The sequence below is a fragment of the Isoptericola jiangsuensis genome (assembly GCF_002563715.1).
In the GTDB taxonomy this organism is placed as follows: domain Bacteria; phylum Actinomycetota; class Actinomycetes; order Actinomycetales; family Cellulomonadaceae; genus Isoptericola; species Isoptericola jiangsuensis.
Window position 1 is genome coordinate 1,932,331 of sequence record NZ_PDJJ01000001.1, and the last position, 13,770, is coordinate 1,946,100.

Consider the following 13,770-nt stretch of genomic DNA (forward strand, 5'->3'; position numbering starts at 1 on the left):
CTCATCGGCTGCCGGGGCCCGTCCCGCGCACGGTGCACGCGATGCCGCCCGTGGACGACCCGGCGGTACCCGGACCAGGGCGCATAGGGTGGCGTCGTGACCGTGCGACGCGTGATGGGCATCGAGACCGAGTACGGGGTGCTGTCCCCGGGCCGACCGCTGGCCAACCCGATGCTCATGAGCTCCCAGGTGGTGACCACCTACCGCGCGAGCGTGCAGGGCGGCCGTCCCGGGCACCCGCCGGCGCGGTGGGACTACGACGACGAGGACCCCCTGGCGGACGCCCGCGGCTTCCACCTGCAGCGGGCCTCGGCGCACCCGTCGCTGCTCACCGACGACCCCGACGCACCCGCCCCCGCCGGGCCGACGGCGTCCGCCGACGGCGCCACGCAGACCCTCGAGCGGCCCGCCACGGAGGAGTACGACGACCCGAGCGCCGCGAACTGCATCCTCACCAACGGCGCACGGCTCTACGTGGATCACGCGCACCCGGAGTACTCGTCGCCCGAGGTGACCAACCCGCGCGACGCGGTGGTGTGGGACGTCGCGGGGGAGCGCGTGATGCTCGCGGCGAGCCGCCGCCTCGCGCAGGTGCCGGACGCCGAGGTCGTGCTCTACAAGAACAACGTGGACGGCAAGGGCGCCAGCTACGGCACCCACGAGAACTTCCTCGTCGACCGGCGGCTGCCGTTCGCGACGCTCGTCGAGGTCCTCACGCCGTTCCTCGTGACGCGCCAGGTCTTCACGGGCTCGGGCCGGGTGGGCCTGGGCGCGACGGGCGACGAGGCGGGCTTCCAGCTCTCCCAGCGCGCGGACTACATGGAGGCGGAGGTGGGTCTCGAGACCACGCTGCGCCGCCCCATCGTCAACACCCGCGACGAGCCGCACGCGGACCGCACGCGGTGGCGCCGGCTGCACCTCATCATCGGCGACGCCAACCACCTGGAGGTCGCCACCTACCTCAAGCTCGGCACGACGTCCCTGGTGCTGTGGGTGGCCGAGCACCTCGACGAGCTCGCCGGGGCGGGGGTGGCCGCCGCCGAGGAGCTGGCGGCGCTGCGTCTGGCCGACCCGGTCGGCGACGTCCGGCGGGTGTCCCGCGACGTCGGGCTCACCCTGCCGCTCGACCTGGCCGACGGGTCGACCGCCTCGGCCCTGGAGATCCAGGCGCGCTACGCCGACCTCGTCGACCGGGCGCTCGCGGCCCTCGGCACGGACGACGACTCCGCGGAGGTCGTGGGGCGCTGGCGGTCGGTGCTGGACCGCCTCGCCACCGACCCGGGCTCCTGCGCCCGAGAGGTCGAGTGGGTGGCCAAGCTGCGCCTGCTGGAGCGCATGCGCACGCGCGACGGCCTGGCGTGGGACCACCCTCGGCTGCGGGCCCTGGACCTGCAGTGGTCGGACGTGCGGCCCGAGCGGGGCGTCTACCACCGGCTGCTGGCCGCGGGCGCCGTGGACCGGGTCGTCACGGAGGACGAGGTGGCGCACGCGGTGCACCACCCGCCGGTCGACACGCGGGCCTGGTTCCGGGGCGAGGTGATGGAGCGCTACGCCGACGAGGTCTCGGCAGCGAGCTGGGACTCCGTCATCTTCGACGTGCCCGGCACGGCCTCGTTGCAGCGCGTCCCGATGCCGGACCCGCTGCGCGGCACCCGGGCGCACATCGGCCCCCTGCTGGACGCGAGCCCGGACGCGGCCGCCCTGCTGGCGGGCCTGCGCGGCGACACGTGAGCCGGGTGCGCCAACCGGCGCCCGATCGGCATAGGCTGACCACACCCGTACGGGGTACGACGAAGGAGGCGGAACCATGGCCGGTCAGGAACGGATCTCGGAGCAGCGGGACGACCGCACGCCCGACGACGACGCCCAGGACCCGCCGCCCGCGGCGGCGCCCCAGACGTCGGACCGCGACGCCGAGGTGGACTCGTTGCTCGAGGAGATCGACGAGGTCCTGGAGTCGAACGCCGAGTCGTTCGTGCGCGGCTTCGTGCAGAAGGGCGGTCAGTGAGTGACGACTGCCGCTGAGGGGGCCGGCCGCCTGCCCGACGCCTTCCTGCGGCCGGGGTCGAGCTCGTTCGTGGAGTTCCTCGCGGACCACGCGCCGGACCTGCTCCCGGGCCGTCGCCCGGGTGCGGGCGGCGCGCCCGCCGCGGACCTCGCGCCGCACGCGACGACGATCGTGGCCCTGACGTTCGGCGGGCCGGACGCGCCGCGCGGCGTCGTCCTGGCCGGCGACCGGCGCGCGACCATGGGGAACCTCATCGCGAGCCGCGAGATCGAGAAGGTGTTCCCGGCGGACGAGTTCTCGGCCGTGGGCATCGCCGGGTCGGCCGGCATCGCCGTGGAGATGGTGCGCCTGTTCCAGCTGGAGCTGGAGCACTACGAGAAGATCGAGGGCTCCCTGCTGTCGCTGGACGGCAAGGCGAACCGGCTGTCGACGATGATCCGCGGCAACCTCCCGCTGGCGATGCAGGGCCTGGCCGTGGTGCCGCTGTTCGCGGGCTACGACCTGGACCGCGCCACGGGGCGGCTGTTCAGCTTCGACGTCACCGGCGGGCGCTATGAGGAGCACGACCACCACTCGGTGGGCTCGGGCTCGGTGTTCGCGCGCGGTGCCCTGAAGAAGCTGTGGCGCCCCGGCCTGCCGGCGGCGGACGCCGTGTCGGTGGCCGTGGAGGCGCTGTACGACGCCGCGGACGACGACAGCGCCACCGGGGGGCCCGACACGGTGCGCCGCATCTGGCCCGTCGTGGCCACGGTCGACGCAGACGGGTACCAGCGCGTGTCGGACGACGTCCTGGCGGGTGTCGTGGAGCGGATCGTCGCGGCGCGCCGCGACGGAGCAGCCGGAGGTGCGCGCGCATGAGCATGCCGTTCTACGTCTCGCCCGAGCAGCTGATGAAGGACCGCGCGGACTTCGCCCGCAAGGGCATCGCGCGGGGCCGGTCCGTGGTCGTCCTCGCCTACGACGAGGGGATCGCGTTCGCGACGGAGAACCCGTCGCGCGCGCTGCACAAGATCTCGGAGATCTACGACCGCATCGCGTTCGCCGCGGTGGGCAAGTACAACGAGTTCGAGAACCTGCGGGTCGCGGGCGTGCGCTACGCCGACCTGCGGGGCTACTCCTACGACCGCACGGACGTCACGGCCCGCGGCCTGGCGAACGCGTACGCCCAGACGCTCGGCACGGTGTTCACCACCGAGTCGAAGCCGCTGGAGGTGGAGCTGGTCGTCGCGGAGGTGGGGTCCACCCCGGCCGCGGACCAGGTCTACCGGCTGTCGTACGACGGCTCGGTCGCCGACGAGCACGGGTTCGTCGTCATGGGCGGCCAGGCGGAGCAGCTCACCGCCCGCGTGCGCGACGGCTGGTCGGAGGGCATGGGCCTGGCCGACGTGCTGCGCCTCGCGGTGCGCACGCTGGGCGCGGTGTCGCCCGACGGCACCGTGGTGGCCGCGGGCGAGGAGCGCGCGATCCCCGCCACGGGTCTGGAGGTGGCGGTGCTGGAGCGTCGCCGGCCCCGCCGGGCGTTCCGGCGTCTGCAGGGCGAGGTGCTCGCCGGCCTGCTGGCCGGCGACGGGAACTGAGGGGGACGGCGATGGACCGACGCATCTTCGGGCTGGAGACGGAGTACGGGGTCACGTGCGCGGCCGAGGACGGGCGCGGCCTGTCCGCGGACGAGGTGGCGCGCTACCTGTTCCGCAAGGTGGTGGCGTGGGGCCGGTCGTCGAACGTGTTCCTGCGCAACGGCTCCCGGCTGTATCTCGACGTGGGCTCCCACCCCGAGTACGCGACGGCCGAGTGCGACGACGTGCGTCAGCTCGTCGCCTACGACCGGGGCGGGGAGCGGATCCTCGAGGGCCTGGTCGCGGACGCGCAGCAGCGTCTGGAGCACGAGGGCCTGCCGGGCAAGGTGCACCTGTTCAAGAACAACACGGACTCGGCGGGCAACTCCTACGGCTGCCACGAGAACTACCTGGTGCGCCGCCAGGGCGACTTCTCGCGGCTGAGCGACGTGCTCGTGCCGTTCCTCATCACGCGGCAGGTCCTCACGGGGGCGGGCAAGGTGCTCGCGACGCCGCGGGGTGCCACGTACTGCCTGTCCCAGCGCGCCGACCACATCTGGGAGGCCGTCTCCAGCGCCACCACCCGGTCGCGCCCGATCATCAACACCCGGGACGAGCCGCACGCCGACGCCGAGCACTACCGGCGGTTGCACGTCATCGTGGGCGACTCGTCGATGTCGGAGTCGACGACGATGCTCAAGGTCGGCGCGACGGACCTGGTGCTGCGCCTCGTCGAGGCGGGCGTGCCGGTGCGCGACCTCAGCCTGGAGAACCCGATCCGCGCGATCCGGGAGATCAGCCACGACTCGTCCGGGCTGCACCCCGTGCAGCTCGCCAACGGGCGCACGGCCACCGCGGTGGACGTCCAGGCGGAGTACTACCAGCGGGTGCGCGAGCACGTCGACGCGCACGTCGACCCGACGCCGCAGGTCAAGGCGGTGCTGGACCTGTGGGAGCGGGGCCTGCGCGCGCTGGAGTCGGGCGACCTGAGCCTGGTCGACCGAGAGCTCGACTGGGTGATCAAGATGCGGCTCATCGACCGCTACCGGGCCAAGCACGGCCTGGAGCTGGACGACCCGCGCGTCGCCCGGCTCGACCTGGCCTACCACGACATCTCCCGCACCGAGGGGCTGTACAACCTGCTGGCGGCGCGCGGCATGGTGGAGCGCGTCGTGACGGACCTCGAGGTGTTCGAGTCCACCGCGGTCCCGCCGCAGACGACCCGCGCCAAGCTCCGGGGCGACTTCGTGCGGGCGGCGCAGGACGCCCGCCGGGACTACACGGTGGACTGGGTGCACCTCAAGCTCAACGACCAGGCGCAGCGCACGGTCCTGTGCAAGGACCCGTTCCGCAGCGTGGACGAGCGCGTGGAGCGCCTCATCGAGTCGATGTGAGGCGCGCGGGGGCCCGGGGCGGGCGTGGCAGACTGTCCCGGTGCTCCCCACGTCCCGCCTCCGCCAGGCCGTCGCGGCCTCGGCGGTCGCCGCGGTGCTGCTGACGGCGGGCTGCTCGTCGTCGGTGTGGTCCGACGTGACGCCGTCGGCCCCGCCGTCCCAGGTGCCGGTCGAGGTCCTGGGGGCGCAGGGCGCGCCGCCGGAGCTGGAGTACCCGCAGCCCTACGCGGTGTCGCGGGCGGGGTCGCGGACCCTCCTGCCGGGCACCGGCGCGGTGCTGGAGGACGGCGGCCCGGTGCTGCTGGACATGTACGCCGAGGACGGCCGCGACGGGAGCGTCATCTCCTCGACCTTCACCGACGCGCCGTCCTGGTACTCGATGGACCCCGAGGCGCTGGGTCAGAACCTCTACGACTCGCTGCGCGGCAAGCGCGTCGGCGCGCGGGTGCTGCTCGTCGAGGAGGACGAGGGCGTCCCCGTGGTCCTCGTGGTGGACGTCCTGCCGACCGCCGCGACGGGTGAGACGGTCGAGGTGCCCGACGGCCTGCCGGACGTGCTGCAGGAGCCCGACGGGTCCCCGCGCGTGCTCGTGCCGGACGGCGACCCGCCGCAGGACCTCGTGGTGCAACCGGTGGTCCGCGGCAACGGCGGCCAGGTGTCCGTCGGGCAGGTCGTCACCGCGCGGTACGTGGCGGTGCGCTGGAGCGACGGTACGGTGGTCGACTCGAGCTGGGGCGAGGGCGTCCCCCCGCAGTCCGCGACGATCGGCATCGGCCAGCTCGTCGAGGCGTGGGACCAGGGCCTGCTGGAGCAGTCGGTGGGGTCGCGGGTCATGCTGGTGGCACCGCCCTACCTGGCGCACGGCGGCACGAACAGCGAGCTGGCGGAGGAGACGATGGTCTACGTCGTGGACATCCTGGACGCCCGCTACCAGGTGACCGAGGAGCTCCCGCCCGACGAGCGCGAGGGCGACGGCGGCACCGGCGACGAGGCCTCCGGCGGGCAGCAGCCCGCCGGCACCACCGAGGAAGGATGACCCGCGCATGACCGTGGCTGTCCGTGTGATCCCGTGCCTGGACGTCGACGCGGGCCGCGTCGTCAAGGGCGTGAACTTCGAGAACCTCCGCGACGCCGGGGACCCGGTGGAGCTCGCCGCCCGGTACGACGCCGAGGGCGCCGACGAGGTGACGTTCCTCGACGTGTCCGCGTCGTCGGGCAACCGCGAGACGATGGTCGACGTCGTGCGCCGCACGGCCGAGCAGGTGTTCGTGCCCCTCACGGTGGGCGGCGGCGTGCGCTCGACGCAGGACGTCGACCGGCTGCTGCGCGCCGGGGCGGACAAGGTGGGCGTGAACACCGCGGCCATCGCACGGCCGGAGCTGGTGGCGGAGATCGCGGACCGGTTCGGCAACCAGGTCCTCACGCTGTCGGTGGACGCGCGCCGCGTGTCGGGCGACACCACGACGCCGTCCGGCTACGAGGTGACGACGCACGGGGGGCGGCGCGGGACCGGCATCGACGCGGTGGAGTGGGCCGAGCGGGCCGCCGGGCTGGGCGCGGGGGAGATCCTGCTGAACTCGATGGACGCCGACGGCACGACGGGCGGGTTCGACCTGGAGATGCTGCGCGCCGTGCGCGAGCGGGTCTCCGTGCCGCTCATCGCGTCGGGTGGTGCCGGCATGCCGGAGCACTTCGTCGAGGCCGCGCGCGCGGGTGCGGACGCGGTCCTCGCGGCGAGCGTGTTCCACTTCGGCGCGCTGACCGTCGGGCAGGTCAAGGACGCGATGCGCGCGGCGGGCGTGGTCGTCCGCTGACGGCCCTCCCGCGGGGGAGTGTCAGGACCGGCGGGTAGCGTGCGGCGAGCCGACGGCGGCGTGGTCCCGGACGTCGGGATGCGGTTGCCCGGAGCGATAGGATCGATTCGATCCCCCTGAACGGAACGTGAGGACCCGCTGTGCCCGAGGTGCCCGACGACGACCGCCCGGCGACGCTGAGCGGGTCACGGCTGCGTCGCAGCGCCGCGCTGATGTGGCGCGGCATGCGGACCAGCCCCCGCCTGTACGTGCTGGCCGTGCTGGCCGCGGCCGTGTTCGGCGCCACCACCGTCGCGATCAGCCGCGCCGTCGGCTGGGCGACCGACGCCGTGGTCGTCCCCGCCATCGCGGGGGACGACGCTGCCCGCGGTGACGTCTGGCTCGCCGGGCTGGTGCTGGTGGGCGTCGCCGTCACGCTCGCGGTGTCGGTCGCGTTCCGGCGCATCTGGGCCGGGTGGGGGTACGTGGGCATCCAGGCGCACCACCGCCGCGCCCTGACCCGGCAGTACCTGCGCCTGCCGATGTCGTGGCACCGGGCGCACCCCGCCGGGCAGCTCCTGTCCAACGCGAGCGCGGACGTCGAGGCCGCCACCGGCGTGTTCAACCCGCTGCCCTTCGCGCTCGGCGTCGTCGTGATGATCGGCGTCGCCACCGTGATGCTGCTGGCGATCGACCCGTGGCTGGCGGCGGCCGCCCTCGTCGTCATCCCGGCCACCATCGCCGCGAACCTGGTGTTCCAGCGGTACATGGACCCGGCCGCGACGCGGGCGCAGCAGCTGCGCGCGGACGTCGCCGACGTCGCCCACGAGTCCTTCGAGGCCGCCCTGCTCGTCAAGGCGCTCGGCACCGCCGACCGCGAGGAGGCCCGGTTCGCGGAGCGGACCGAGGCGCTGCGGCGCGCCAACGTGCGCGTCGGCGTCGTGCGGGCCGTCTTCGACCCGGTCGTCGAGCTGCTGCCGAACCTCGGCACGCTCCTCGTGCTCGGTGTGGGGGCGTGGCGGGCCACGGTCGGCGCGGTCGACGTGGGCGACGTGGTCACGGCCGCCTACCTGCTCACCCTCATGGCGGTCCCGGTGCGCGCCTTCGGCTGGGTGCTCGGCGAGCTGCCGCGCGGCCTGGTCGGCCACGACCGCATCAGCCGGGTGCTCGACACCCGCGGCGAGCTCGTGCCCGGCGACGGCTCGCTGACCCCCGGCGGCGACGGCCTGGCCGTCCGGCTCGAGGGCGTCGGGGTCGACGTCCCGGTGGCGGGCCGCCGCGTCACCCTGCTCGACGACGTCGACCTGGACGTCGCGCCGGGCACCACCGTCGCCGTCGTGGGACCGACCGGTGCCGGCAAGACCACGCTGGTGTCGCTCCTCAGCCGACTCAGCGACCCGACGCGGGGCACGGTGCGGCTCGACGGCGCGGACGTCCGGGACCTCGCCGACGGCCAGGTCCCGTCCCAGGTGGCCCTGGTCGCCCAGCAGACCTTCGTCTTCGAGGACACGGTGCGCGCGAACGTCACCCTGGCCGACGAGGTCTCGCCCACGGTCGACGCGCAGGTCTGGGAGGCCCTGCGTCTGGCCCGCGTCGACGACGTGGTGCGTGCCCTGCCCGACGGCCTCGACGCGGCGCTCGGCGAGCGCGGGGCGAACCTGTCCGGCGGGCAGCGGCAGCGCCTCGCGCTGGCCCGCGCGCTCGTGCGCCGCCCCCGCCTGCTCGTCCTCGACGACGCCACGAGCGCCGTCGACCCCCGCGTCGAGCAGGAGATCCTCGCCGGGCTCTCCGCGGGGGAGGACGGACGCCGTCCCACGACGGTCGTCATGGTCGCCTACCGCATGTCGTCGGTGGCGATGGCGGACGTCGTCGTGCACGTCGAGGCGGGCCGCGTCGTCGACGTCGGCACGCACGCCGAGCTCCTCGCCCGCGACCCGGGGTACCGGGCGCTGGCCACCGCCTACGAGGCCGAGACCGCCCGCCGCCGCGAGGAGCGGGCCGACGAACAGGCCGTGGAGGACCCGGACGGGATCGCCGCGGCGACGCGGCGGGACACCGCCGACGAGGACCAGGAGGTCGCCCGATGAGCGACTCGCGCATCGCCGTCGCCAGCGACCTCGGCGTGCTCGCCACCCTGCGCCGCGGGGTGCAGATCTCGCCGCAGATCGTCCACGGGCTCTGGCTCACCCTCGCGATCGCGGTCGTCGCGGCCGCGGGACGCGTGGTCGTGCCCCTGACCGTCCAGCGCACCGTCGACGACGGCATCCTCGCCGACGGCGGCCCCGACACGAGCCGGATCGTCCTGCTGACGGCCGTGGCCGCGGGCGCCATCGTCGTGGCGGGGATGTGCACCGCGGTGGTCAACATCCGGCTGTTCCGCTCCACCGAGTCGGGCCTGGCGGCGCTGCGCGTCAAGGCGTTCCGGCACGTGCACGACCTGTCGACGCTGTCGCAGGGCTCGGAGCGGCGCGGCTCGCTCGTCTCCCGGGTCACCGGCGACGTCGACACGATCTCGCTGTTCGTGCAGTGGGGCGGCATCATGCTGCTCGTCTCCAGCCTGCAGATCATCGTCGCCACCGTCCTCATGGCCGTGTACTCGCCGGTCCTCACCGTCGTGGTGTGGCTGTGCTTCGTCCCGCTGTTCCTCGTGCTGCGCCGCGCCCAGCGGTCCGTCGGCGAGCGCTTCGCGAGGGTCCGGGCCAAGGTCGGCACGATGCTCGGCGCGGTGTCCGAGGCCGTCGTCGGCGCCGAGACGGTGCGCGCGTACGGTGTCGCGGACCGCACGGGGAGGCGGATCGACGCGGCGGTCGAGGACACCCGGCTCGCGCAGGGCCGTGCCCAGGTGCTCGTGGCCGCCGTGTTCTCCTCCGGCACCCTCATGGCCAACCTCGTCCTCGCGGTCGTGGTCGTGGCGGGCACCTACCTCGGCATCGGGGGCCGGCTCACCGCGGGCGAGCTCGTCGCGTTCCTGTTCCTCGTGCAGCTGTTCACCGGCCCCGTGCAGATGGCCACCGAGATCCTCAACGAGCTGCAGAACGCCGTCGCCGGCTGGCGGCGCGTCATCGCCGTCGTCGACACACCGATCGACGTCCCCGACCCGGGGGCGGACGGCGTCGACAGCCCGCGCGGCGACGCGCGCGTCACCCTCCGCGGCGTCCGGTTCGCCTACCCCGACGGCCCCGAGGTCCTGCACGGGGTGGACCTCGACCTGCCCGCGCGCCGCAAGATCGCCGTCGTCGGCCGCACCGGGTCGGGCAAGACGACGATCGCGAAGCTCGCGACGCGCCTCATGGACCCCACCGAGGGCAGCGTCGAGCTGGACGGGGTGGACCTGCGCCGGATCCCGCTCGCCCGGCTGCGCGAGCGCGTCGTCCTCGTCCCGCAGGAGGGCTTCCTGTTCGACGGCACGGTGCTGACGAACACGGCCTACGGGCTGCGCGAGCTCCCCGCGGACCCGGCCGCCGACCCCGAGGTGCGCGCCCGGGTCACCGCGGCCTTCGACGCGCTCGGCCTGACGGACTGGGTCGCCGGGCTGCCGGGCGGGCTCGACACCGACGTGGGTCAGCGCGGCGAGGCGCTGTCGGCGGGGGAGCGGCAGCTCGTCGCCGTGGCCCGCGCCTACCTCGCGGCCCCCGACCTGCTCGTCCTCGACGAGGCGACGTCCGCCGTCGACCCCGCGACCGAGGTCCGCATCGCCCGCGCCCTGGACGCCCTCACGTCCGGGCGGTCCACCCTCACCATCGCGCACCGCCTGTCGACCGCCGAGGCGAGCGACCTCGTCGTCGTGGTCGACGACGGGCACGTGGTCGAGGTGGGCCACCACGACGACCTCGCGGCCGCCGGGGGCGTGTACGCCCGGATGCACGCGAGCTGGGTGGCGCAGACCCGCTGAGACGGCGTCCGGGGCGTCGCCCCGGCGTGAAAGGATGCGTGCGTGCAGAACCAGACCTCGCTGGACCCGTCCGTCGCCGACCGCCTCAAGCGTGACGAGCACGGGCTCGTCGCGGCGATCGTGCAGCAGCACGACACCGGTGACGTGCTCATGCTCGGCTGGATGGACGACGAGGCCCTGCACCGCACGCTGACCACGGGCCGGGTGACGTTCTGGAGCCGGTCCCGCGGCGAGTACTGGCGCAAGGGGGACACCTCCGGCCACCGTCAGTACGTCCGCTCCGTCGCGATCGACTGCGACGGTGACGCCCTGCTCGTGCGCGTCGACCAGGTGGGCGCCGCGTGCCACACCGGGACCCGCACCTGCTTCGAGGCCGGCGGCGCGCTGCCCGCCGTCGTCGGCCACCGCGACCCCGAGGAGAACCGGTGACCGCCACGCCCGCCACGCCCGCACCCGCTGCCGTCGCGCCGACGTCCGAGCAGCTCGCGTGGGGTGCCACGTGGCCGGGGCTGGACACGTTCCGCGAGCTGGCGCGCGACCGCCGGGTCGTCCCCGTGGTCCGGCGGGTGCTCGCCGACGACGTCACGCCCGTGGGCCTGTACCGCACCCTCGCGCAGGGTCGGCCCGGCACGTTCGTGCTGGAGTCCGCCGAGGCGGGCGGCGCGTGGGCGCGCTGGTCGTTCGTGGGCGTCGAGGCCCGCGCGACGCTCCTGTCCGACGGCGGCCGGGCGGTGTGGCGGGGCGACGTCCCCGCGGGGATCCCGACCGACGGCGACGTGCTCGACGTCCTCGGCGCCGCGCTGGAGGCGCTGCGCTCGGAGCCGATCGACGGCCTGCCGCCCCTGACGGGCGGGTTCGTCGGCGCCATGGGCTGGGACATCGTGCGGCACTGGGAGCCGACGCTGCCGGCGACGGCCCCGGACGAGCTCGACGTGCCGGAGGTCGCCCTCACCCTGGCGACCGACCTGGTCGCGGTGGACCACCACACCGGGGCCGTGTGGCTCGTGGCGAACGCCGTCAACGGTGACGCCACCGACGAGCGGGTCGACGAGGCGCACGCCGACGCCGTCGCGCGCCTCGACGCCCTGGCGGCGCGTCTCGCCAGCCCGGCGGTGCCGGTGCGCACCGTGCTCGGCGAGGCCCCGGAGCCGGAGCTGGAGTTCCGCTCGACGCGCGCCGAGTTCGAGGACGCGGTCCGCGCCGGCCAGGAGGCGATCCGTGACGGCGAGGTGTTCCAGGTGGTGCTCTCCCAGCGCCTCGACCTCGACTGCCCCGCCCCGCCGCTGGACGTCTACCGGGCGCTGCGGACCATCAACCCGAGCCCGTACATGTACTACTTCCAGCTCCGGGACCACCGTGACCGCGACTTCGCGGTCGTCGGGTCCAGCCCCGAGACGCTGGTCAAGGTCGACGCGGGGCACGTCACCACCTACCCCATCGCGGGGTCGCGGCCCCGCGGCGCCACCGTCGAGGAGGACGTCGCCCTCGGCGAGGAGCTCATCGCCGACCCCAAGGAGCGGGCCGAGCACCTCATGCTCGTCGACCTGTCGCGCAACGACCTGGTCAAGGTGTGCGAGCCGACGTCCGTCGAGGTCGTGGAGTTCATGGCGACCCGGCGCTTCAGCCACATCATGCACCTGTGCTCGACCGTGGTCGGGCGGCTGCGGGCCGGGGCGAGCGCGCTCGACACCCTGCGCGCGACCTTCCCCGCCGGGACGCTGTCCGGCGCGCCGAAGCCCCGTGCCATCGCCCTCATCGACGAGCTGGAGCCCGCGTCGCGCGGCATCTACGGCGGGACCTGCGGCTACCTCGACTTCGGCGGCAACATGGACATGGCCATCGCGATCCGCACCGCGTTCCTCCGCGACGGCCGGGCGTCCGTCCAGGCCGGCGGCGGGATCGTCGCCGACTCCGTGCCGGCGCTGGAGTACGCCGAGTCCCGCAACAAGGCCGCGGCCGCGGTCCGTGCCGTGCAGCTCGCCGCCCGCTTCGCCGACCTGGGGGACGCATGAGCCCCGCGATCCGCACCCGGTCCCGGGCCGTCGTCGCGCTGCTGGCGCTGGGCGGGGCCGCGTTCGCGGTCTCCGCGCCGGTCTGGTTGCGCACCACCGTCTCCACCGCGCTGGAGCCGCAGGTCGCGATCGAGGTGGCCGGGACGACGGCCGCCCCCGCGGTGAGCGCCGCCGCGTTCGTCACGCTCGCCTGCGCCCTCGCCACCACGCTCGCCGGGGCCGTCGCCCGCCGGGTGGCCCTCGCCGTCGCCCTCCTCGGCGGCCTCGCGGTCGGGGGCGGGGCCGCAGCCGTCCTCCTCGATCCCGAGGGCCCGGCGGTGGCCGCCGCGGCCGACGCCGCCGGGGTCACCACCCTCACCTCGTCCGTGACCGTGACCGCGTGGCCCTGGTTCACCCTCGTCGTCGGCCTCGCGATCGTCCTGGTCGCCGTCGCCTCGTTCCTGGGCGCGTCGTCGTGGCAGGCCTCCGGCGGTCGGCACGAGCGGGCCGGCGCGGCACCGGGCCCCGTCGTCGCGGACGAGCCGGACGCGCAGTCCGACTGGGACGCCCTGTCCGGGGGGACCGACCCGTCCGCGGACCGGTAGTGTTTGACCGAGCATCACGTGACCGAAAGGCCTGAGACACCCATGACCGAGAACCGCACCGCCGAGCCGTCGTACCTGCCGGAGGCGGTCCCGCCCACCAACCACGGGCACACCGTCGCCGCCTGGACGGCCATGATCGGAGTGATCCTGGGTGCGCTGGTGTCCTCGGTCGGCGTCCTGCCGGGCGTGCCGTTCGTCCTGTTCTGGGTCGGCCTGGCGATCGCCGTCGCCGCGCTGGTCGTCGGGCTCGTGCTGCGCAACATGGGCTACGGCCAGCCCAAGGCAGGCGTGGTGCCGAAGCGCACCGGCTCCGGCCACTGATCCGTCCGCACGACGCCCGCACCCCGCCCGGGGTGCGGGCGTCGTGCCGTTCCCGGCGGGTCCTGCGTCACGGAGCCATAACGATCCGGGCGGTGCCCGGACGTGATCCGCGCCACGCCACCGCGGACGCGTCTCGCACCTCGGGCGGTGGTCATCCGCTGGTCGAACCGGGCCTACGATGGCAGGACACGACCGGGGGAGGGGAGACGC

At 74.7% G+C, this 13,770-nt stretch carries 13 protein-coding genes; all 13 read left to right on the forward strand.

Annotated elements, in window-relative coordinates; all coding sequences use genetic code 11:
* The first annotated feature begins 114 nt into the window (after positions 1 to 114).
* The 13 genes from dop (at position 115) to ATJ88_RS08810 (ending at position 13,560) form a co-directional block, all read left to right on the forward strand.
* Positions 115 to 1,731 (forward strand): depupylase/deamidase Dop, encoded by a 1,617-nt coding sequence (gene dop, locus ATJ88_RS08750; protein ID WP_098463495.1) that lies wholly within the window; start codon positions 115 to 117, stop codon positions 1,729 to 1,731.
* Positions 1,732 to 1,807: 76 nt separating this feature from the next.
* Entirely contained in the window at positions 1,808 to 2,008 is a 201-nt protein-coding gene (locus ATJ88_RS08755; protein WP_098463496.1) for a ubiquitin-like protein Pup, read from the forward strand.
* Entirely contained in the window at positions 2,009 to 2,866 is an 858-nt protein-coding gene (prcB, locus tag ATJ88_RS08760) for a proteasome subunit beta (RefSeq protein WP_098463497.1), read from the forward strand. It abuts the gene before it with no gap.
* Positions 2,863 to 3,585, forward strand: coding sequence for a proteasome subunit alpha (gene prcA / locus ATJ88_RS08765; RefSeq protein WP_098463498.1), 723 nt, complete (start codon positions 2,863 to 2,865; stop codon positions 3,583 to 3,585). The genes prcB and prcA overlap by 4 nt, the downstream gene beginning before the upstream one ends.
* 11 nt (positions 3,586 to 3,596) lie before the next feature.
* On the forward strand, positions 3,597 to 4,958 hold the full coding sequence (gene pafA / locus ATJ88_RS08770) for a Pup--protein ligase (protein ID WP_098463499.1): 1,362 nt from the start codon (positions 3,597 to 3,599) through the stop codon (positions 4,956 to 4,958).
* Between the two features lie 40 nt (positions 4,959 to 4,998).
* Entirely contained in the window at positions 4,999 to 5,994 is a 996-nt protein-coding gene (locus ATJ88_RS08775; RefSeq protein WP_245852279.1) for an FKBP-type peptidyl-prolyl cis-trans isomerase, read from the forward strand.
* Positions 5,995 to 6,001: 7 nt separating this feature from the next.
* Positions 6,002 to 6,772 (forward strand): imidazole glycerol phosphate synthase subunit HisF, encoded by a 771-nt coding sequence (gene hisF, locus ATJ88_RS08780; RefSeq protein WP_098463500.1) that lies wholly within the window; start codon positions 6,002 to 6,004, stop codon positions 6,770 to 6,772.
* 212 nt (positions 6,773 to 6,984) lie between these two features.
* On the forward strand, positions 6,985 to 8,838 hold the full coding sequence (locus tag ATJ88_RS08785) for an ABC transporter ATP-binding protein (RefSeq protein WP_098465227.1): 1,854 nt from the start codon (positions 6,985 to 6,987) through the stop codon (positions 8,836 to 8,838).
* A complete protein-coding gene (locus tag ATJ88_RS08790; RefSeq protein ID WP_098463501.1) occupies positions 8,835 to 10,643 on the forward strand; it encodes an ABC transporter ATP-binding protein in 1,809 nt (602 codons plus the stop codon). Before ATJ88_RS08785 ends, ATJ88_RS08790 begins: the two co-directional genes overlap by 4 nt.
* A 42-nt stretch (positions 10,644 to 10,685) precedes the next feature.
* On the forward strand, positions 10,686 to 11,072 hold the full coding sequence (hisI, locus tag ATJ88_RS08795) for a phosphoribosyl-AMP cyclohydrolase (protein WP_098463502.1): 387 nt from the start codon (positions 10,686 to 10,688) through the stop codon (positions 11,070 to 11,072).
* A complete protein-coding gene (locus ATJ88_RS08800) occupies positions 11,069 to 12,655 on the forward strand; it encodes an anthranilate synthase component I (RefSeq protein ID WP_098463503.1) in 1,587 nt (528 codons plus the stop codon). Before hisI ends, ATJ88_RS08800 begins: the two co-directional genes overlap by 4 nt.
* On the forward strand, positions 12,652 to 13,239 hold the full coding sequence (locus ATJ88_RS08805; RefSeq protein WP_098463504.1) for a Trp biosynthesis-associated membrane protein: 588 nt from the start codon (positions 12,652 to 12,654) through the stop codon (positions 13,237 to 13,239). Before ATJ88_RS08800 ends, ATJ88_RS08805 begins: the two co-directional genes overlap by 4 nt.
* 42 nt (positions 13,240 to 13,281) lie before the next feature.
* Positions 13,282 to 13,560, forward strand: coding sequence for an HGxxPAAW family protein (locus tag ATJ88_RS08810; RefSeq protein ID WP_098463505.1), 279 nt, complete (start codon positions 13,282 to 13,284; stop codon positions 13,558 to 13,560).
* Positions 13,561 to 13,770: the final 210 nt, after the last annotated feature.

Coding starts and splice junctions, on each gene's coding strand:
- prcA (WP_098463498.1), top strand. CDS start 2,863: ATGAGCATGCCGTTCTACGTCTCGCCCGAGCAGCTGATGAAGGACCGC.
- ATJ88_RS08805 (WP_098463504.1), top strand. CDS start 12,652: ATGAGCCCCGCGATCCGCACCCGGTCCCGGGCCGTCGTCGCGCTGCTG.
- ATJ88_RS08810 (WP_098463505.1), top strand. CDS start 13,282: ATGACCGAGAACCGCACCGCCGAGCCGTCGTACCTGCCGGAGGCGGTC.
- dop (WP_098463495.1), top strand. CDS start 115: ATGGGCATCGAGACCGAGTACGGGGTGCTGTCCCCGGGCCGACCGCTG.
- hisF (WP_098463500.1), top strand. CDS start 6,002: ATGACCGTGGCTGTCCGTGTGATCCCGTGCCTGGACGTCGACGCGGGC.
- pafA (WP_098463499.1), top strand. CDS start 3,597: ATGGACCGACGCATCTTCGGGCTGGAGACGGAGTACGGGGTCACGTGC.
- ATJ88_RS08785 (WP_098465227.1), top strand. CDS start 6,985: ATGTGGCGCGGCATGCGGACCAGCCCCCGCCTGTACGTGCTGGCCGTG.
- ATJ88_RS08790 (WP_098463501.1), top strand. CDS start 8,835: ATGAGCGACTCGCGCATCGCCGTCGCCAGCGACCTCGGCGTGCTCGCC.
- ATJ88_RS08755 (WP_098463496.1), top strand. CDS start 1,808: ATGGCCGGTCAGGAACGGATCTCGGAGCAGCGGGACGACCGCACGCCC.